Consider the following 20,406-nt stretch of genomic DNA (forward strand, 5'->3'; position numbering starts at 1 on the left):
GTTTACAGATCAGTATTTTACCTACTTATTAGTAAAATACTGATCTAGAAACTTAGTAAAAATTCGGTTTATTGACTGGCAATCAGAATAGTTGTAATCACTGCTAGTAGTGAAGCCGTGCAGCAAAAGGTCAGTGCTTTGAGCCATTTCGGGCTGAAGCTAAGACACAGTGTGATGGCCAATACACTGACCGCCATAAACCCGCAGAACAGTAGTACCCCATAACTACCCAGCGCGGCAATCGCTATGGTCATGCTTAGTAAAATACTGATCCAAGCACAGATCAAAATTTTACTAACTAACCGAACATTGGGACGCACACCATATATATCTCGGTAATGGGTCGCTTTGGCATGCGCAAAGCAACTAAAAGCGATGATACACAGTATAAAGCAAAGCAGTTCTATCATACACTTAACTCCTCTAACGAACCCAACCAAGTGCGCTGCTTGCGGTTACCACGATAGGCCGCGTAGGCGAAGCAGGTTGCTGCAAATAAACAAACTAAATCGAAGCCCAACAAAGTCCATTGCTTGCTATCAATAAAGTGCAGCAAACTGCCCTGCGTGGTCATGCTGTTAATGGCAACAAGGCCAATACAGGCGCCAGCAATGATGGCATTTAATAATCGCCAACTATAAGGCTTGAATACCGCCCATGCTTGCACCGCTGCCCAGGTTAGAAAGAAAGCGAGTATTTCTTTGTCGGCGCGCTCACTCACATTCATTGGCAATAACCGATTGGCATAAAAAAATGCCAAGGTTGCTAAAGGCAAGCCCATAAACGTACCCAGGTTAAGGCTATCTACCGTGCGAAGACCTATCGCGGGGCGCTGCTTTTTATTGCGTTGGTGTAAGCGTTTTGCCCACATGATTGCGCCGCTCGCTATCATGATACAACCTGCTAAACCGCATAATACGTAAAGCCAGCGCAACACGGGCTGTGCCATGCGCGCCGCATGCAAGGCTATCATGCCATCGTAGATGGCTTCACTGACGCTTCTATCTACTTCATTAATGTCTATCACCTCGCCCGTCGTGGCGTTAAACGTGATGCTTGGCGGCCTGTCGACAATGGCCTTGCCGCTATCAATAATAAAGCGTACCGATGCACTGCGATCGTTAGGGTGGTCAATACGTACTTGCCTTATATCTGCATCCGGCCACTTAGTATAAAGTTGATCCAGCAGTGTATTAACACCCACCATGGCTGTGGGCTCGTTGGCAGGCTCGGTGCGTTGAAAGTTAAAGACATCGGCATAGAAGCTGCGTAAACCATCGTCGTAGGCGGTCATCGCCGGGTAGGGGAAGAGCATAAAAATAAGGGTAATAAGCCCTGTATAGGTGATCATGATATGAAAAGGCAGCGCTAGCACAGACGATAAGTTATGGCTATCAAGCCAGCTGCGTACGCCTTTATTGGTGCGCAAGCTAAATAAATCCTTAAAGATCCGTTTATGAATGACCACCCCAGTTATTAGCGCAATAAGCATAAACAAGCTGGCAAAACAGACCAGCCAACGTGCTGTTCTGACGTCGAGGTAATGCAAATCAAAGTGCAGGCGATAAAAGAAATGCCCACCTTTGGATTCTCTGACTGTATCGACCCCCTCTAGCGTTTTAGGATTGACATAGTAGTCTTGCCAAGGCGCACGTTTACCGGGTTCTCGTGGTTCTTGGTAAGAGTAGGTAAGCCAGTCTTTACGCTCATCAGCCAAGGAAATATTCCAGCGTTCGGACTTAGGTGCCTGTTGCTGTAAGTATGCAAGCCCTTGGGTTATCTGAGCTTGCTGCGCGGCAACACGCTGCTGGGGCTGTTCAAAATGATGTATCTCAGGTTTAGCCCAAAAGTTGAGTTCCCAACGGAAAAACGCAAGCGTGCCAGCAATAAATATGAGAAAGAGTAACCAACAGACCAATAAACCTACCCAGGTGTGTAGCCATGTCATTGAACGAAAGAAGGTGTCCTTCATAGCCATTCCTCCATGAATGCCAGCAGAGCGGTGAGCGCTGCACTAGTTAGTAAAATAGTGATCCATACCTTAGCGACAGAGCGCACACTAAAGGCATAGATGAAGATACAGGCATATATCAATATCGATAAGCTTACAGCCAGTAATACCGCATCACTAGGTTGTAATGGCAGGGCGACCCCTAAAACAGCGGTACTCAAGGCAGTTAATAAGTAGCCTCCAACAATGGCGGCAATAAAGCGATAAACCACAAGGGCGCGATAATGAGAGCTGGCGATACGTAACTTGATGAGCCAGGGTGATAACTGAAAATCCATAGTCTGCAGGCTGTTGTACCAAAAACGAGCCATTATATAGATTATAAAACTAAAAGATAGTGATTCGTATTTGCTTAAATGAATTGAAAATGAACCGTTAGTTAATTGTTGGCTCACGGTTAACACGATGTTTTTTATTAAAACCCTTATAATTCATAATATTACACGTCATTTCAATGGCCTTTTTTGCGTTCCTATTTATGCTTTTTTGCTATAAGATCGCTCACTCTTTTTTACTAGTTTTGTGTTGTTCTAGGAAGTGCTGTTGTTGTGGATGTGTTGTATTGGTTCGCGAGTTACCTCTTTGTACTTAAATATGTGGTATATGCGTTAAGCGTTTTACTGCTTATTTTTGGTTTAGACGATCTGTTTATTGATCTCGTGTATTGGGGGCGGAAATGCTACCGGCGATTGGTCATCTATCGCAAACACCCCAAGCTACACTATTCAAAGTTGAAAGAGAAAGCTGAGCAACCGCTCGCAATTATGGTACCTGCATGGCAAGAACACGGAGTTGTAGGACCGATGGCGGAACTGGCGGCATCGACATTAGATTACGAGAACTATCATATATTTGTTGGTACTTACCCTAACGACGACAAGACTCAAGCTGATGTTGACGCCGTATGCGCGCGATTTCCCAATGTCCACAAAGTGGTGTGCGCGCGCCCTGGGCCAACGAGTAAGGCGGATTGCCTCAATAATATCATCGCCTCTATATTTACCTTCGAATCGCAAGCAAAATTTGCCTTCCAAGGGTTTATTCTTCATGACGCAGAAGATGTACTTAGTGCCATGGAAATGCGTTTATTCAACTACCTCGTTGAGCGTAAAGATCTCATTCAACTGCCAGTATTTCCATTCGAGCGACAGTGGTATGAGTTTACCAGTGGCAGCTACCTAGATGAATTTGCAGAAATTCATGGCAAAGACGTGCCCGTGCGAGAAGCCTTGGTTGGGCAAGTCCCAAGTGCCGGCGTTGGCACTTGTTTTAGTCGCCGGGCAATTCAATTGCTTATCGAGCAAGGCGATGGTATCGCCTTCGATGTACAAAGTTTAACTGAAGATTACGACATTGGCTTTCGCCTCAAGCAACACGGTATGTCAGAAGTCTTCATTCATTTTCCTGTGCTGACCGACACGCACAAGCAGCAGATCAATAAGGGGAGCCTGAAATCTGCAAGTTATAGCAGCGTAGTCTGTGTACGGGAGTACTTCCCGAATACGTTCACCACAGCAGTGCGGCAAAAGTCGCGATGGATCATTGGTATCGTATTTCAGGGTATGAAATCCCATGCATGGACGCGAGATTGGAAATTAAATTACTTTCTTTGGCGGGACCGTCGCGGCGGTCTCACTAACTTCATTGGCTTTGTCGCGCTACTGGTGTTATTTCAGCTCACCTGTATTTGGGGTTACCAACAACTCTCCGGCAGTGCTTATAACTTTCTCTCAATTTATGGTGATGAGCCCTGGCTAAGTGCGGTGTTGTGGGCCAACGCCGTGCTGCTAGCTAATCGCATGCTGCAACGCTTTGTATTTGTTACGCGCTATTACGGGTGTATTCAAGGGGTCCTTTCGATCCCACGTATGGTGTGGGGCAATATTATTAACTTCTTTGCCAATATTCGTGCTGTCAGACAAATTCTCGAAATGGGTGATGTTAAACGCGTAGCTTGGGACAAAACCAGCCATGACTTTCCCTCATTAGGGGAAGCACGGGCAAGCTATCGACCTCTGGGTGAAATACTGCTCTCAGCAGGGGCTATTAACAAAGAGCAACTGCACAATGCGCTCACGCAAGGGCAGGGCAGAGTAAAACTTGGGCGTTTTTTAATGCAGCAAGGCGTGCTCAGCGGTGAGCAATTAGCGCAAGCGATAGCCGAGCAGGCGGGCGTTGAATATCGCTCTTGCCCGCCCCTGTCTACGCCAGAGCAAAGTGAGCTCGGTATTCATAAAGCGGTCGCTGTGCGCTACGCCATTATTGGATTGTTCTTGGACAAAGGTGTACTACATATTGCGAGTGAACAGCACTTGTCGCCGGTGGCCTTAGGGGCTATAAGCCGGAAAGTTGGTTATAAAGTTAGGTATTATATTGCCCAGCCGGGACAGGTCACTGTGGCGCTCAAAATGCATTTTAGTGATGACTCGGCCTACAGCTATGCGAATCTTCAGCGTCGTGCTCGTCGTGTGGATTGGCCGCATTTTGTAAATGCCCATTACAGTGAGTTTGAAGCAATTAGCGAAGTGGCTATGCTCAGCCCTTCCGTTGCTAACCAAGTGATGATCGGCCAAGAGAATAGCGACTCAGGGGTAGGTGATTATCTTATTGCCAAAGGTGTCATTGATGAGCAAACCCTTGAACTTGCGCAGCGCATTATGCGCAGACCTTTGGTAAGTGATAAGCCAGCGAGTTCATCAGAGGTGTCGTTATGAAACTTCTGTGGCTTTTTCTATTGACCTCAATGACAGCGTTATCAGCACCTAGTTTTGAGGCTGGTAAAGGATACCCTGAGCATACTCAGTTCTTACTTTATCCTTATGTCGATATGGCGTACCGCTATATTGATGAGGGTCGTTATGAGCTCGCTAATGAAGAGTTGAATAAGGCATTAGCTGTAACGCCGAATAACCCCTATGTAGTGGAGCGATTGTTATTTGTTGCGGCCCAGCAGCAACATTGGCCACAGTTATCGAAGCTTATAGACCAGTACCAACAAGTGCTTATGCGGCAGCAGAAATGGCGCGAAGTATTGTTACACTTTCAACAACTTGGGCTTAAGCATCAGGCTGAGTTGTTTATTGTGTACACTGACAAGCTTTTGGCAGATGAGCGCTTTAGTATCACCCAGCGCACCGGACTAGCTGCGTTAAGTGCACAAATGATAAGCGAACGAGCTCGCGCGCAGTTCATCCATCGAGTGATCACTCGTTACGGGCTCGAAGAAGTTCGCCCAGCCTATTGTTTCGCGCTGCTAAACGAAAAAAAGTATGACGCAGTTGCCAGTTGTATTAATGATATAACTTATCCAGAGCAGCAAGCCAGTGTGCGTAAACACTTGATACAAGCGCTTTTAGGAGCGCAACATTTCAAGGTGGCTAGTGAGCAGTTTAGCCTCTATCAGCAACACGCTGTTTTGAGTGAGCAGGAGCGTCGCCAATGGTTGCAAGCGGCGATATACAACAAAGATTGGTCACTTGCTTTGACGCTTAATGCCGCGCTACCAAGGGCCATTTCGCGCCTATTGCAAAGAGCTGATATTGCCATGCAAGCTCAGCAACCTGAGGTTTTATCGCGAACCATGGCGGCGTTAAGTGAAGCCGAGTTAAATATAGAACAAGAGCAGCAGTTACTTGTGCTTATGGCTTATGCCTCGAATTACTCTCAGCAATGGCGTCAACGCCTGTATGATTACTCATTGCAACACGCCGAAAATGATGAGTTTTGGCGCTCAAGAGCGGTACAAGTGGCGCAAGCAATGGAAGACCACAGTCAGTGGCTGGCAATATTTGAGGCGCAGCAGAGTCTGAGTGAGGCGCAGCAGCGGCAACTTGCCATAGGTTATGAAAAGGTCGGTAATGAAGATAAAGCCTATCAGCAGTGGCTGTTATTAGCGCGCCTTTATCCTCAGCGCTTGAGCTATGCTAAGCAGGCATCGCATATGGCGATACAGCGTCAGCAGTATGAGCTAGTTACACATATATTGGCGCCCTTTTGGCCTTTTTCACAACAACAAGATCAAGATGCTGAGCTGATCTATCGTTACTTACAAAGCCTCAAGAAAACTCAGCCGGATACGCTCAGTGATGCGCTTGCTTTAGTGCAATCAAGACAAGCATCACCAGCTCAGCGACAGACGTTAATGAGCTTCGCCTCAGCTATTGGTGAGTGTCAGTTAGCTGCACAATGGTTGGTTGAGCCTGCGAAAGAGCAAGCCTTACAGCAATTAGGATATTGCTTTATTGAGCGCGATAAAGAGCGAGCGTATGCGTTGTTCCAAGCGGCCTTAGCAACAAACCCAAGCAGCACTGAAAGCCGGGTTCAACTTGCTCACTTGAGTGAAGTGCTTGGCTTGCATGTGCGGGCCTATGAGTACTGGCTAGAGCTTGACTCGCAGCTGACAGAGCAGCCGCACTTTTTTAATGCTATTGCTAGTGCGTTGAAAGTCAACGAATACACGCAAGCGATGACATGGTTGCATCGCTTAGTGCATTTGCATGAGCCTAAAACAATCAGCTTTTATCAATTACAACTGCAGCTTGCCCAGTATGTTAACGATCTACATACGCAAGAGAAGAGCTTAGTGTGGCTGCTTGAAAACCACTCCGATGTTTCTGAGCAAATAGCTCTGGCTCGCCTATACTGGCGCCAAGGTAAAACGCAGCAAACGTTCACACTGCTCAGCGATATCGAACGCCAACCTACTGAGGCGTTGGCGCTACACACCCAAGCAGAGCTTGCGTACTTGTATATTGACGTAGGTCGCGCTGCAAAAGCGGCTCCGCTAATGCAGCATTACCTGGCCAACCAACCCGACCTTTATCCTATGCACCAGCAGCTTGCTTATAGTTATGTTGTGACTAATGAGTTAGATAATGCCCTGCATCATGCCACTATCGCGGCGACTAACATGGACACCATGGAGCTTGCACAGGAACCTAAACAACAACTCAAGCGCTTACGGCGAGATTTATTGGCGCAATCACGTTGGTTGCTGCAAGCACAATTTGGTGAGCAGTTGAGGCCCATCGATATAGGCGCTACCTCACAAAGCTTGAGATACGGTGGGTTTATAGAGCTGCGTTACAGCAAATATTTACAGCACCACTGGCGTGCGCAGGATACTCATCAGTGGTACGCACGGGCTTTTGTACAAAAAGATAGCCAACAACATGACAGCACACTCGCTTTAGGATACAGCTGGCAGCCATTGGCTTCGCTCGACCTCCAGTTTGCTATCGAACCGCAGTGGCAGCTGCGCAACAACGATGTCGATATCTTGCTTAAGGCCGCTACGGACTTATTCAGTCTAGGTGGCAATACGCGGGATTGGCAAACTGATGTACAAGGGTGGCTGCAACAAAGTTTGTATTTGGAAGCCGCACATTGGCTTAAGTCTGGACGTGATGCGCAGTTCGCACAATACCAAGGTGGTTATCACTTTAAATTGCATACTCAAAATCAGCAAGCGCTGACTTGGCAACCTTATGTGAGCGGTCAATGGACGCGCTCGAGTGAGCGTCAAGATACCCGCGTAGGTGCAGGTGTTGGGGTGCATTGGTGGTCAGGAGGTGATGATATAACCGCATATCGCCGCCAGGCCTCGCTAAAACTATTAGTACAGCATGTTCTCAACGGTGAACGAGAGGGCGACAATGTGGCAAGTTTGAATCTGGAGTGGTCATGGTAGGGCGATATATAGCAATGATAGCGTTGCTGCTATGCAGTATAGCTGTGCAAGCGAATGTGGTTATTTATCAGCCATTAAATAGCGACAGCGAGCTAACAAAGGGCCAATGGCAAGAAATGATGCTGCAGTTACGAGAGCGTCAAATTGATACCATTGCCCTGCAATGGAGCCAGCATGAGCATAGCCAGTTCATTGATGCAGAAGGCCGCTCTCGACTACAGCAACTTTTTCATCAAGCCAATGCTCAAGGATTAAAAATAGTCGTTGGGTTGTATCATGAAAATAGTTACTACCAACGCATTCAACAGCAACCTCGAGCACTACACTTTTATCTGCGCGGCTTGTATAACCGTCATCTCGACGTTGCCCGACGCTGGCAAGCATTTACTAAACTGCCAGCATTTGCTGGTTGGTATATCAGTGATGAAATCGATGACCTTAACTGGCAAAGCCATGCAAAACAGCAATTGTTAATCGATTACCTCAGCGCCTTGAATGATCAATTAGCTACTCTTGCTCCTGCTAAGCCAGTGTATATCTCAAGCTTCTATGCGGGGCATAGTTCACCGCGACAATACGCTTATTTACTTGAGCGGTTAGCGCAGCACACCGACCTGGAATTACTGTGGCAAGATGGAGTGGGTACTCAAGTTTTATCAAGCGATCAGCGTCAGGCAGTGCAAAAATATGTTTGCCAAAAGGGGAGTCATATTCACGTTATTGCAGAAATATTCAATGAGTCTGTGGAGCACAGGCTAAGCGATGAGTGCCGACCAAGCTGGTTTTTTTCACTGCGCTACATGCTACCTAACTACTTTGCTAGTGAATGACTCGGTAAAGTGTAAAGGGGGTTGCCACAATATGTGGCTAGCCCTTAGGCTAAGCAAAAACAATATACCTAAGTGAAGATGCAACTAGCAGATAAGATTCGTGCTTGCACTTTATGTGCCGAGCATTTGCCTTTGGCGCCTAAGCCTATTATTCAACTTGATAGTGAGGCACCTATTCTAATTGCTGGTCAAGCCCCCGGAGTGCGAGCTCACCAGGCTGGCAAACCGTTTGCCGACGCCAGTGGCGATCGCCTCAGGCAATGGTTAGGAGTCAATGAGCAGCAATTTTATAACCCGCGCTTATTCGCTATCGCGCCGATGGGGTTTTGCTATCCTGGCACCGCTCAGCACGGAGATTTAGCCCCGCGAGAGGAGTGCGCTGTAACATGGCGAGAGCAGGTGTTAGCTGCCTTACCTAAGCGGCAGTTGACTCTTGTCCTTGGTCAGTATGCAATGGCTTATCATCTACCCAAACGTTATAAAACGCTCACCGCTGCGGTGCAAGACTGGCACAGTTACTGGCCACACACCTTAGTATTGCCTCACCCAAGCCCTCGTAATAACCGCTGGTTCAAGCGTAACCCGTGGTTCGAACAAGAAATACTGCCGTATCTGCAACAGCGAGTGGCCGATTTACTCTAAGCCCGCTTGCTGTAAATAGGCTTGTAAACCCGATAGCAGCTGCTGATGCTGCTCACGGCTGAGCCCAGCTAACAGTGTTTGCTGGGTTTCTACATGAGCCTGGATCACTTCTTTACTAAGTGATAAACCTTGCTCTGTAAGCTGAACCCAACATATCCGCTTATCCTGTTGATCTTGCGATCTAGTGATCAGCTGCTGTTTTTGCAGCTGGTTTAGGCGGCTGGTCATACTGCCTGAGGTCACCAGCATTTGCGCTAACAGTTGATTGGGCGTGAGCCGATAAGGCGGGCCCGAGCGCCTTAACGTCGCAAGCACATCAAAGCCTGCTTCGGAAAGCCCGTAGCGGCGAAATGTTTTGCTCATTGCTAAGGTCATATGCTTGTGGGCGATTTGCAAACGACCAATTAATGCCATGGTAGAAGTATCTAATTGTGGCATCTCCCGAGCCCACAGCGCTTGTATATTATCTAAATTTTGCATCTTTAGTGAACCAAAACGGCATTTCATACATATTATCTTTAATTCAAGATATATCTGTAACAAGGGGAAAGCAAATTATGAGGTCAGGTTATTTATGGGCGGCGTTGCTGTTCGCGCCATTGCTGCATGCCGGTGATAAAGTATCGGCACAGCAGTTTGTGGATTTGCAACAAGGGGATTCAGTTCATCCGGGCTTTCGCCGAGCCCATGCTAAAGGGATCTGTGTGCAAGGTGAATTCCGTAATAATGGCGCGCTTGCGCAATATTCTTCGGCCCAGATATTTGCCACTTCGGTGACACCATTTGTGGGTCGCTTTTCGCTTGCCGGCAATAACCCGACCGCACCGGATTTAAAGGCGCCAGTGCGCAGTTTGGCACTGAGCTTCGCGACCAGCGCTAGCGAGCAGTGGCGCATTGCCATGAATACTCCGCCGGTGATGGCGGTGAGCAATCCCCAGGATTTTTATCAGCAGCTTGTGGCTATTAAATCGGGCCCCAAGGCTATTCAAGCCTTTTTCGCCGAGCACCCTGAAAGTGCTGATTTCTTGGCGTGGAAAGATAGCTACCAACCCAGTGGTAGCTTCGCAGCCGAGACCTATCACAGCATCAATGCGTTTTATTTAGTCGATGACAACGAGCAGCGCCAGCCTGTGCGTTGGCATATGCAGCCGACGGTGTCAGTCACCGATGATGGGCTGAGTGGGCCTAACGCATTACATCAAGAGCTTAAGGCGCGGTTAGCAAAACAACCGGTGGTATTTGACTGGTTATTTACCTTGGCAAGCGCCCAAGACGACGAGCGTAATCCGGCAATTCAGTGGCCAGCAGAGCGTCCGCGTATTAACGCTGGGAAAATAGTGATCACTCAGTGGCAAGCGCAGCAGGACGGGGCGTGTCACAGCATCAACTTTGACCCTTTGGTGTTGCCATCGGGTATCTCGCCCACCGCAGATGCCATTCTTCGGGCGCGCTCGGCCGCTTATGCGGAGTCGTACCGCCGCCGGGCTGTGGAGCAATTGCGTGGTCAAGCAAAGGAGCTAAGCAATGACTAACCGGGCACGATTTACTCTTTCTATGCGTTTATTGCATTGGGCGATGGCGTTATTAATCATTGCCATGTTAGCAGCGGGTTTAGTCATGGTGCGCTCGCTTGAACCATGGCAGTATGAGCTGCTGTGGCTGCATAAAAGTTTTGGCATAGCGGCTGCGCTACTGGTGTTGGTGCGCTTGTTAATTCGCTGGCGCAGCATAGTACCGGCTTTACCCAGTGATTTACCTTATTGGCAACGCCGCGCGGCTAAGGCGTCTCATTGGCTGTTGTATACGCTAATGGTATTAATGCCGCTATCAGGGCTATTGATGCAGTATTTTGCAGCGCGTCCTGTGAGTGTATTCGATGTAGTGCGCTTACCGGCGGCGTTAACGGTGGATATTGAACTGTTTTCCTTGTTTCGAGAGTTGCATGGCTGGGCCGCAGGGGTGTTTATAGGACTGGTGATAATGCATATCGGAGCAACGCTATACCACCATTACTACCGCCGAGATGACGTGCTGCGTAGTATGTGGAAGTGAGTATTACTAGCCCCGAGCGAGCAGTCTCGGGTCAAAGCGAAAGGGCAGGGCTTCAATATTGGGCTCTGCTTTAACAAAAGCAGGGTGGCTTGGGTTAAGTAAATAATTATACTCTCGAGGGACTATGGTCGAGGGCACGCTCAATGCCAAGCTGGCTTGCGTTTGCAACCACTGATCGCCAATCAAAGCCGTTTCTTCCGGGGCCGGACTCTCTTGCCAGTTTTCAGGCCAATCTTGCTCGTCAAGGGTGAGTACATCACGGCGTGCAAAGCTAATTCTAAATAGCCTGTAATCGCTGAGAATGGCACTGTGATTAAGGTGTACCAGAATCTCTAGAATCGCCAGTGACTCGCTGGCGGCGAGGTAGACGCAGCGTTGTCCGGGGCTATTCCAGCGCCCGCCAAATAACCGCGCCCCTTCGCCATCAAAGGCCTTGTCCGCCCACTTTTTCTTAACAATACGGTAGCCACTGATCACGCAAATACACCGTGTTCCATGCGCCCGATAAGGTTAATCACCGCTTCTGACTCGGCCATGGTTGCCAGCATATCCAACGGCCGTTTTTGCCCTAGGCCGCGATTCGCTGTGGTTAACCATGTGCGAGTGGCATCACCATCGCCTTCGAACAGGTCGAGCGCCGCCTTATACACTTCGGCAAAGCGATACAAGCGGTCACTTTCTTGCTTATTAAAAAGCCCCGATTTTGCTCTGCGCCTTAGGGTTGCGGGGGCAATAACGGCTGATTGGGCAATGGTGCTTTTATCCACCCCTGATAGTTTGGCTAAGCGGTCATAGATATCAAATGACAATCCTTGTTCTAACGCTTGATATAAACGCTCGCCACGTGCTGGCATGCCAAGCTGCTGCCAAAATCCATCCGGGTGCTTTTGTGGCTTAAAGGATGCAATTGCATTCATGATTTTCTCCACCAAATGATTACTACAAAGTATATCACTTGATAGTAAAAGTGATAGTGTTAATTATGCTATTGGCCTCTATCGAGCAGGATCAGGGCGAGCGGTCAAAATGTACAGTTATCGCCGGGCGATGAAGAGGGCGTAACCCCTCTTGCTTTTATTGTTATTTACCTCGGCTCAGGTACTTCTCGTTAACCACCAGTGCGGCCATGATGATAGCGCCGCCAATACTTAAACGCAGCACATCGGCATCGCGGTTCCAAATGAGCACGTTAACGAGGATCCCCGCAGGAATAAGGAGGTTATTCATCACCGCCAAGGTGCCGACATTGACCTGGGTTGCGCCTTTATTCCACGCGAAATAGCCCAGCCCGGAAGCAATAAGCCCTAAATAAATCAATACGCCCCATTGTGTGGGTGTACTTGGGAGATTAGCGGTATTGGCAAAAAGAGCGAAACAGCTTAACGCGACCACCAATGCACCCATAAAAAAGCAAGCGAATACATGATGTTGAGAAAGGTGCTGATGCTTGAGCATCAGTCGTTTATATAACACTTGGCCGCTGGCAAAGCACAGGTTTGCAGCTTGGACGATAGCAAAGCCAATCATAAAGCCTTGGTTGATACCGTCGTAACGAATGGCTACCGCGCCAATAATGGCCAATAACGCAGCGCAGAAAAAGCCAAGATTAAAGTGGCGATTTAGTGCGTCATTGAGCAGGGTAACATACAGGGGAGTCATCACCGTAAATAGCAGCACCTCGGGGACGCTGAGGTATAAAAAAGAGTGATAGTAAAAGCCATACATCAGCCCCAGTTGAACGCCACCAATGGCCATCAGCCGCCACGTTAACGACAGGCTCAACTGGCTAATCTTCAAAAACGGTAGCAGCACCAGGGTCGCTAGCGCGATACGGGTTAACACCGAGAACCAGGGGTCTACTTGCCCGGCTAAATAGACGCCAATGAGGCTAAATGAAAATGCCCAAAGCAGGGTGGTTGCGAGCAAATAACTCATACACATCAATACAACTTAGAAACGAATTCCCCCATTATGACGCCTGCACAGGTATGAGCCAACTATCAATACCTTCGCCGCTATTGAGTTGTTCGTGTAAGCGCCTACCGCAATAAATAGAAATGATTTTTATTTGTGATAACCTCTAGCGCTCAAGAAAAGGTCGCTATATTTGCCTTTTCGTCATTATTAGCAAAGCTTTTAGCTGAGCGTTACGTAAAGCCAGTAAAAGTGTGAGTAAAAGGAATGAAGATGATCAGAGCATGGTGCATCTGTTTGCTACTAATAAGCGGCTGCCTATCTGCGCAAATGGCAGTGAACGTGGTTGTTAAAGAGGTCAATACGCAATCTATCGAGCGTACCCTGGCGTTGACAGGGACCTTGCGTGCGGCGCGTCATGCGCAACTGTCGAGCCTAAGTGACGGGGTGGTTACGCAAATCCATGCCCAGGCTGGTGATGAGGTTGCAAAAGGCGCACGCCTGCTATCTTTGGATGCGGCATTGGTGCAGGCGCAGTTACAGGCATTGACTGGCGCCAAGCAACGCGCTCGTATTGCTGTTGATGACGCCCAGCGCCGCTTTAACGAGGCCCAATCGTTATCGCAACAAGCTTTGATGGCAGCTACGGAGCTGGCCGATAGGCAAGCCGCATTGCAAAGCGCCAAGGCTTCGTTGACAGAAGCACAGGCCAACGAACGCTACCACAAAGAATTGCTGGCCCGTCAGCAACTGCACGCCCCTTTTGCCGGTGTGGTGGCTGAGCGTTTTGTTGATGTTGGGGAGTGGGTGACCCGTGGTCAAGCGGTGTTTGAGCTCGTTAGTAGCGAACAACTATGGCTGGATTTGCATATGCCTCAGGAGCATTTTGGCGCTATCGATCTTGCTAAGCAAGTTCGTTTTGAAGTGCCAGGGAAAGCGTCAAGGGGGTTTACAGCTAAGGTTATTGCCAAAGTACCAGTGATAGACAGCGCCAGTCGCAGCTTTTTATTGCGTTTAGCCGTACCACCCCAAGCAGGGCTGCAAGTGGGGTTATCGGCAAGCGCAGAGATTGTGCTAAACAAAACCGATGAGCAAAGTGTTGTGGTGCCTACTGATGCCTTACTGCGCCATCCAGATGGCGGCTACAGTGTGTTTGTTATCAGCGCCGATAAAGCACAGCGGCGTTTTGTGCGCATTGGCGAGCGGATTAACGGCCATATTGAAGTGCTTAGTGGCCTTGAACCAGGCATGAAAGTAGTTACCCAAGGCAATGAATTATTACGCCAAGGGCAAGCGGTCACTGTTGTTCAAGCGAGGGAGCAATAATGTTAGCGGCGTCAGTAAAGCATGCGACTTTGGTCGCCGTTGCCGTTCTCATCTGCGTGATTTTGGGCGTGGTCGCGGCTTTTAAAATACCCGTGCAGATGATCCCTGATCTTGAAGTGCGCACCATTACTGTGGTTACCAACTGGCCTGGAGCAACGCCACAAGATGTAGAAAAAGAAATTCTTATTGAGCAAGAACGCTATTTACGATCGTTGGCAAACTTAAAAAGAATGTCCAGTTATGCCAATACCGGTGAGGCAGAAATTGAACTGGAATTCCCCTTTGGTGTGGACGTCAACGAGGCGCTGATCAACGTCAGTAACGCGCTATCTCAGGTGCCTAATTATCCAGAAAACGTCGACCAACCGGTATTGTACAGTAGTTCGTTTTCAGCTAATGCGTTTATGTTTTTTACCCTCAAACCACAGCCTGGCAACCCGCTCAATATAGATGTTGATATGTTGCGTGATTATGCCGAAGACTTTGTGCGCCCAGAAATGGAGCGAGTCAGTGGTGTTTCCCAGGTAAATGTGCGTGGTGGGGCCTTGTATCAAGTACAAATACTCATCGACCAACAGCAGCTTGCGAGTCGTAACATCAGCCTGGTGGCGGTGCGTGATGCTATTCGCAGCCGCAATCGCGACGCCTCGGCGGGCGATATTGACGGTGGTAAGCGACGTTATTTGCTACGCATGGTTGGGCGCTTTGAATCGGCCCAGGCGTTAGCGGAGCTGGTGATAGCTCAGCGTGATAACACTACGATTCGTCTTAAAGATGTGGCCACTATTAAGCTCGATCATTATGAGCTACGTGATATTGATTATAACGATGGCGAGCGAGCCCTGATGCTTTCGGTACGTCGTGAAAGTGGCTCCAATGTCATGGCGATTAAAGAGCAAATGATGCAGGTCGTTGAGCGCATTAACCAAGATATGTTGGCCAACAATGGTTTGCAATTAACCTTGCTCAGTGACGATGTGCGCTATGTTAAAGGCTCAGTAGAGAATGTATGGACGAACTTGGCCCTCGGAGCACTGCTAGCAACACTGGTGATGTTTTGGTTCTTGAAAAGCCCACGCTCGACCTTAATTGGTGTGCTAGGCATCCCGATATGTACCATCGCCGCATTCTTAGGGTTGCTGCTGTTTGAGCGCACCATCAACGTTATTTCTCTTGCCGGGGTGGCATTTGCCATAGGTATGACCGTGGATAATACCATTGTTGTGCTGGAGAATATTGAACAAGCTCGTCGGCGTGGCCTCGATAAGATCAACGCGGCAATAGCCGGAGTGCAAGAGGTGTGGCCGGCGGTGGTGGCTTCAACCTTGACTACGGTGTTAGTGTTTGCGCCGATTTTATTTATTCGCCAAGAAGCTGGGCAGTTGTATTCTGACGTGGCCATCGCAATTTCTGCAGCGATTATAGCGTCAATGCTTGTGGCGCTGATGGTTGTTCCCGCTGCATGTGCAAGGTTTACGCAGCACAGTGCGCAACGCGGTGAGAATCTTGCCAAACCCATGGCACTGCCACGGGCCATAGTGACTATGCTCGCGCATCCTACTCAGCGCCGACTGTGTATCGTCATAGGCGTATTCGCGCTGCTTGGCGGAGCTTGGCTGCTAATGCCCAAAGCGGAGTATTTACCCGAAGGGGAAGAGCCCAAGGCTTTTTCCATGATGATTGCACCGCCGGGTTACAACCTCAGTCATATGCAGAAAATTAGCGATGAGCTGCTGCCTTACTTTAACCGCCATCTTAATGACGATGGTACTGCTTACAACGCCGGGGAAACGGCTATGCCGCCGCTAAAGTATTACTCCATGTCGGTGGGGGTAGGCAGTATTTGGTTTTTAAGTGAACCCAAGGACCCGCAACATATTGAGGCCATGATGGCGGCCATCACCGATAAATTCAAAAGCTACCCAGGAATGCGCGCTTTTTCCTCCCGGGGCTCAATCATATCCAGCAATGATGGTGGCACCCGCGCTGTGGCCATTGATATTAGCGGCCCCGAGCAAACGGCGTTGTATCGCGCTGCCGATGCCGTGTATCGCCTTGCGAGTGAGGTGTTTGACAACCCCCAAGTTGACTCCGAACCGTCATCGCTGACCCTGGACCAACCGCTTATTGAAATCAAACCACGCTGGCAGCGCCTGGCTGAGGTGGGTGTAAGCGCTGAGGAACTCGGTTATACCGTGGCCGCACTGAGTGACGGTGCCTATGTTGATGAGTTGATCCTTGATGATGATAAGGTCGATGTGTTTCTTTTCTCCGAGGCTGGTAATCGCCAAAGTTTGGCACAATTAGCCCAATCACCGGTAGTGACACCACAAGGGATACTGCCATTGAATGCCTTGGCGGATTTAGAGGAAAAAGCGGACAGTGACAGTTTACGCCGTGTTGATGGGCGGCGCACGGTCACCGTGTATATTATACCGCCTCGCGATGTGGCTTTGGAAACAGCACAGCAACGGGTGCGTGAACAACTGTTGGTGCAGTTAAAGCAGCAAGGCGACTTATTACCGGGAGTGAATGTGAGTATCGGTGGCGCAGCCGATCAGCTCGACAAGACCCGAGCTGCACTAAGCAGTAACTTTATCGTCGCGCTGGCGCTGTGTTACTTGTTGTTGGTCGCTATTTTCAAACACTGGGGTTATCCACTGTTTATTATGGCCACCGTCCCTCTAGGTATGGCCGGTGGGCTGTTGGGCTTGGTGATGATCAACGGTCTCGGAGGGCTATTGGCGGGCTTTCATCAGCCTTTCGATATGATCACTATGCTGGGCTTTTTAATTCTCCTTGGCACGGTGGTGAATAACCCTATTCTTATTGTTGACCAAAGCCGACGCAACATAGAGTCTGGCGCCCAGTCCGTGCTTGAAGCGGTTACTAACGCGCTGCAAACGCGCTTAAAACCTATTGTTATGTCGACCATGACGACTTTGTGTGGCTTAGCTCCGCTGGTGTTTATTCCCGGCGAGGGGTCGGAGTTGTATCGTGGTGTGGGGATGATCGTGCTGTGCGGGATTGCGGTATCAACATTGGTCAGCTTAACCGTGTTGCCAGCGCTGTTGGTAAGTCTGCTAAGACATAAGCAACGCTAAAGCAAAGCCCACCGTAGAGTGGGCTTTTTATGCCTTAATAGTGGCCTATTATTGCCCTAGGACCGAAAATAGTTTTTTCAGCTGCGGCATGTATTCTTCTACCAAAGCAATATTAGTGTCGCTGACACCCTCACTCGCTTGGTTTGCACTGCCCATGGCACCGAGCAAAGAGTTGGTCTTGTTGCTACTACCAGAGAGGCTTTGTAGGCCGCCCATAACCTCATCAACACGGGCCTTATCTTCGGCAGATAAATCGCCTTTAACATTGGCTAAATACGCGGCAGTCACTTCACTGCCGACACTGATCAGTTGTTCAGGGGTAAAGCCGTAGCGGCTGATCACATCGGCAAACTGTTGGTAGCTGTCGGTATTTTTCAACATCGCAATGGCGCTATCACTCATTGACGTGTTGTTTTGCTCGCTACCTTGGGCGCCGAGTAGGGCGGCACCATCAAACTGCTGCCCTTGCTTATCTGCCCAATTGGTCACAGCGGGTGCTGCCTTAATAAAGTTTTCGACGTCTTTTTCCGTTAGCTCTAGCGCCAGAGCCTGAGCGCTGGTAAAGGCCGTGGTAGCGACCAGTGTAAGCGCCATCAATAAATTCTTCATTGTTCTCTCCATGCAGGTATTGTGTAGGTGGTGTCGTTATTGTCTAAATTCACTGAGTTGGGCCTTGGCGCGCTCAGTGATAAACTCAATGTCATCAATGATAGTTCAAAGTCGTTAAGGCAAGATGAATAGATGTTGCAGATATCTAATACGGTGACCATAGACGAATGGGAAGTGGAGCTGTCTGCCATCCGCTCGCAAGGGGCCGGTGGTCAGAACGTCAACAAGGTGGCAACGGCGATCCATTTGCGCTTTGATATTAACCGCTCGAAATTACCCGACTTTTATAAACAGCGGCTACTGGCCTATCGCGATAGCCGTATCACCAAAGACGGGGTAGTGGTGATCAAGGCACAAAGTCATCGCACTCAAGAGCTCAATCGGGAAGAAGCACTGAAACGTTTAAAAGAGCTTATTTTGGCCGCCACTAAGGTTGAGAAAAAGCGCCGCCCCACCAAACCTACACGCAGCGCTCAGCGTAAACGTGTGGACAAAAAAGTGCAGCGTGGGCGTACTAAGCAATTGCGCAAAATACCCAAACTTTAAAGGCGAGAAAATCCCTTCATTAGGGTGGCTAATTGGCATCGCACCAAGTAATGTGGTGAAAGTAATTGCAGCCACCTTACAATGAGCCACGGAGGCACAATGGATTTGCTCAGCACACTTAACATAGCATACCCAATTATTCAGGCGCCTATGGCGGGAGTACAAGACGAAAAGCTCGCCATAGCCGTTGCTCATGGCGGTGGTTTAGGCTCCCTTCCTTGTGCCATGCTCAGTGAAGAGCAAATCATGGCGCAAGTCAGTGAATTTCGCCAACACACCCAGCGTGCCCCAATTAATCTTAACTTTTTCTGCCATTCTATGCCGAGTTTAAATCAGGCTGAGCAAAGCCGCTGGCAGCAATTGTTAGCACCTTATTATCAGGCACTTGAATGTCACCCAAACGATGACCTAGGGGTGCTCAGGCAACCGTTTTCTGCGCAGCATGTTACTGTGCTGGAGCAGCTTCGCCCGGAAGTCGTAAGCTTTCATTTTGGCTTGCCTGAAGAAAAACAACTACAACGTGTAAAAGCAACCGGTGCTGTGGTGTTATCCTCAGCGAACACGTTAGCCGAGGCGCGCTGGCTCGCCCAGCATGGGTGTGATGTGATTATTGCTCAAGGTATTGAAGCGGGAGGCCATCGTGCGATGTTCTCATCAACGCTTGCTGAGCAGGGGACAACGGCGCAATTGTGTCAGCAAATCCTGGCTGCCAAAGACATTAACGTGCCAGTGATAGCTGCGGGCGGCATTACTCAGGCTGAGCACGTGGCACATTATTTGAGCATGGGAGTCATTGCTGTACAGGTAGGCACCAGTTACCTGTTGTGTGATGAGGCCACTACCAGTGCTGTGCATCGTCAAGCGCTGCGCGCAGAGCACCGGCAAACGGCAATAACCAATTTATACTCTGGCCGCCCAGCGCGGGGGATCACCACCTCTTTTATGCAAGAGCAAGGCTTTATAAGCGACCAAGTCCCTGCTTTCCCCTACGCCAGTGCCAAGCTAGCACCGTTACGTGCTAAGGCGCAAACCTTGGGTAAAGATGATTTTACGCCGCTATGGAGCGGCACCGATCGCAGTGGCTGCCACGCCATAAGCGCAACCGAACTGACTCGGGATTTAGCCGCACAACTCAAATAGCCGCGTCAATGAGCGGCTAATTATCATTAGGTAATAATCTGCGCATCAGGGATGGTGCGCTTGATGTAGGTTTTTAAGTCGTCCACGTAGTGGCTATCAAATACAAGGCTGACTTGGCCCCCGCCGTTGTAAGGCAATTGGAATAGGCCTTTGTCATCACACGTGTCGATAACGACTTTACGGATCTCATGCACCGGAAACAAGGCTTCGCCAACACTGAGTAGCTCTTCTTCGACCTTGATGTGCTCGAAAGGATTAACGAGCTGTTCGCCCATACCATAACGATAGCGATGCCACAGCAGGGGAACATTAATTAAACCCGCAGCTCCCCATAGGCGGTAATCATCGCGAACAAAGCCAGCGACCAATAGGGTAATGGCTAACAAGGCGAGCACCCACATCCACCATCCTGTTTTTCCTAATTTGCTAAATGCGCTATGCATGGCCCATCCTTCTGCTTACTGGAGATATTCATGGTAACGGGATTGGCGATTAAGGAAAAGCCCTGTGCTGCTACGAAGAATAAGCCGATGTATCACTTAA

General features: G+C 49.1%; 19 protein-coding genes. 10 read left to right on the top strand and 9 right to left on the bottom strand.

Annotated elements, in window-relative coordinates; all coding sequences use genetic code 11:
* Positions 1-68 precede the first annotated feature (68 nt).
* From MHM94_RS01035 to MHM94_RS01045, 3 genes are read right to left on the bottom strand one after another with little or no spacing between them, the layout of a single operon-like run.
* Positions 69-410: a DUF3325 family protein gene (locus tag MHM94_RS01035; protein ID WP_235418363.1), complete on the bottom strand. Its 342-nt coding sequence runs from the start codon at positions 408-410 to the stop codon at positions 69-71.
* Positions 407-1,972, bottom strand: a complete 1,566-nt coding sequence (locus MHM94_RS01040; RefSeq protein WP_235418364.1) for a PepSY-associated TM helix domain-containing protein — start codon at positions 1,970-1,972, stop codon at positions 407-409. Before MHM94_RS01040 ends, MHM94_RS01035 begins: the two co-directional genes overlap by 4 nt.
* Positions 1,969-2,289 (bottom strand): hypothetical protein, encoded by a 321-nt coding sequence (locus MHM94_RS01045; protein WP_022943517.1) that lies wholly within the window; start codon positions 2,287-2,289, stop codon positions 1,969-1,971. The genes MHM94_RS01040 and MHM94_RS01045 overlap by 4 nt, the downstream gene beginning before the upstream one ends.
* A gap of 276 nt (positions 2,290-2,565) precedes the next feature.
* Here MHM94_RS01045 and MHM94_RS01050 point away from each other — a divergent pair, with 276 nt between their 5' ends.
* The 4 genes from MHM94_RS01050 to MHM94_RS01065 all read left to right on the top strand — a co-directional run bounded on the left by MHM94_RS01050 (position 2,566) and on the right by MHM94_RS01065 (position 9,172).
* On the top strand, positions 2,566-4,725 hold the full coding sequence (locus MHM94_RS01050; protein WP_235418365.1) for a glycosyl transferase family protein: 2,160 nt from the start codon (positions 2,566-2,568) through the stop codon (positions 4,723-4,725).
* Positions 4,722-7,700 (top strand): hypothetical protein, encoded by a 2,979-nt coding sequence (locus tag MHM94_RS01055; RefSeq protein ID WP_235418367.1) that lies wholly within the window; start codon positions 4,722-4,724, stop codon positions 7,698-7,700. Before MHM94_RS01050 ends, MHM94_RS01055 begins: the two co-directional genes overlap by 4 nt.
* Entirely contained in the window at positions 7,694-8,530 is an 837-nt protein-coding gene (locus MHM94_RS01060; protein WP_235418370.1) for a DUF4434 domain-containing protein, read from the top strand. The genes MHM94_RS01055 and MHM94_RS01060 overlap by 7 nt, the downstream gene beginning before the upstream one ends.
* 78 nt (positions 8,531-8,608) lie before the next feature.
* Positions 8,609-9,172 carry a uracil-DNA glycosylase family protein gene (locus MHM94_RS01065; protein WP_235418372.1) on the top strand — a complete coding sequence of 188 codons (564 nt, stop codon included), beginning with the start codon at positions 8,609-8,611 and terminating at the stop codon, positions 9,170-9,172.
* On the opposite strand, the gene MHM94_RS01070 is transcribed toward MHM94_RS01065, so the two are convergent.
* Entirely contained in the window at positions 9,164-9,652 is a 489-nt protein-coding gene (locus MHM94_RS01070; RefSeq protein WP_235418373.1) for a MarR family transcriptional regulator, read from the bottom strand. The genes MHM94_RS01065 and MHM94_RS01070 overlap by 9 nt on opposite strands.
* Before the next feature lie 77 nt (positions 9,653-9,729).
* Here MHM94_RS01070 and MHM94_RS01075 point away from each other — a divergent pair, with 77 nt between their 5' ends.
* Together MHM94_RS01075 and MHM94_RS01080 are read left to right on the top strand one after the other, a co-directional pair.
* A complete protein-coding gene (locus tag MHM94_RS01075) occupies positions 9,730-10,704 on the top strand; it encodes a catalase family peroxidase (RefSeq protein WP_235418375.1) in 975 nt (324 codons plus the stop codon).
* Complete coding sequence (locus MHM94_RS01080) at positions 10,697-11,224, top strand: cytochrome b (RefSeq protein WP_235418376.1); 528 nt, start codon at positions 10,697-10,699, stop codon at positions 11,222-11,224. The genes MHM94_RS01075 and MHM94_RS01080 overlap by 8 nt, the downstream gene beginning before the upstream one ends.
* A 6-nt stretch (positions 11,225-11,230) precedes the next feature.
* On the opposite strand, the gene MHM94_RS01085 is transcribed toward MHM94_RS01080, so the two are convergent.
* The 3 genes from MHM94_RS01085 to MHM94_RS01095 all read right to left on the bottom strand — a co-directional run bounded on the left by MHM94_RS01085 (position 11,231) and on the right by MHM94_RS01095 (position 13,159).
* Positions 11,231-11,701, bottom strand: coding sequence for an RES family NAD+ phosphorylase (locus MHM94_RS01085; protein WP_235418377.1), 471 nt, complete (start codon positions 11,699-11,701; stop codon positions 11,231-11,233).
* Positions 11,698-12,141, bottom strand: coding sequence for an antitoxin Xre/MbcA/ParS toxin-binding domain-containing protein (locus MHM94_RS01090; protein WP_022943508.1), 444 nt, complete (start codon positions 12,139-12,141; stop codon positions 11,698-11,700). Before MHM94_RS01090 ends, MHM94_RS01085 begins: the two co-directional genes overlap by 4 nt.
* 163 nt (positions 12,142-12,304) lie before the next feature.
* A complete protein-coding gene (locus tag MHM94_RS01095) occupies positions 12,305-13,159 on the bottom strand; it encodes a carboxylate/amino acid/amine transporter (RefSeq protein ID WP_053909469.1) in 855 nt (284 codons plus the stop codon).
* Between the two features lie 252 nt (positions 13,160-13,411).
* Between MHM94_RS01095 and MHM94_RS01100 the strand changes: the two genes are divergently transcribed.
* Together MHM94_RS01100 and MHM94_RS01105 are read left to right on the top strand one after the other, a co-directional pair.
* Complete coding sequence (locus MHM94_RS01100; RefSeq protein ID WP_235418379.1) at positions 13,412-14,464, top strand: efflux RND transporter periplasmic adaptor subunit; 1,053 nt, start codon at positions 13,412-13,414, stop codon at positions 14,462-14,464.
* On the top strand, positions 14,464-17,568 hold the full coding sequence (locus MHM94_RS01105; RefSeq protein WP_045980040.1) for an efflux RND transporter permease subunit: 3,105 nt from the start codon (positions 14,464-14,466) through the stop codon (positions 17,566-17,568). The genes MHM94_RS01100 and MHM94_RS01105 overlap by 1 nt, the downstream gene beginning before the upstream one ends.
* Before the next feature lie 48 nt (positions 17,569-17,616).
* On the opposite strand, the gene MHM94_RS01110 is transcribed toward MHM94_RS01105, so the two are convergent.
* The gene (locus MHM94_RS01110; protein ID WP_235418381.1) at positions 17,617-18,177 is read right to left on the bottom strand and encodes a short-chain dehydrogenase; all 561 of its coding nucleotides are present in this window, start codon (positions 18,175-18,177) and stop codon (positions 17,617-17,619) included.
* A 132-nt stretch (positions 18,178-18,309) separates the two neighbouring features.
* On the opposite strand from MHM94_RS01110, the gene arfB reads away from it, so the two are divergent.
* Positions 18,310-18,723: an alternative ribosome rescue aminoacyl-tRNA hydrolase ArfB gene (gene arfB, locus MHM94_RS01115; RefSeq protein ID WP_022943501.1), complete on the top strand. Its 414-nt coding sequence runs from the start codon at positions 18,310-18,312 to the stop codon at positions 18,721-18,723.
* Positions 18,724-18,822: 99 nt separating this feature from the next.
* Positions 18,823-19,863, top strand: a complete 1,041-nt coding sequence (locus MHM94_RS01120) for a nitronate monooxygenase (RefSeq protein WP_235418383.1) — start codon at positions 18,823-18,825, stop codon at positions 19,861-19,863.
* A 26-nt stretch (positions 19,864-19,889) separates the two neighbouring features.
* Here MHM94_RS01120 and MHM94_RS01125 read toward each other — a convergent pair whose 3' ends face one another.
* On the bottom strand, positions 19,890-20,306 hold the full coding sequence (locus tag MHM94_RS01125; protein WP_138508177.1) for a hypothetical protein: 417 nt from the start codon (positions 20,304-20,306) through the stop codon (positions 19,890-19,892).
* Between the last annotated feature and the right edge of the window lie 100 nt (positions 20,307-20,406).

This window comes from Pseudoalteromonas sp. CNAT2-18.1, from assembly GCF_022347865.1.
GTDB lineage: Bacteria > Pseudomonadota > Gammaproteobacteria > Enterobacterales > Alteromonadaceae > Pseudoalteromonas > Pseudoalteromonas ruthenica.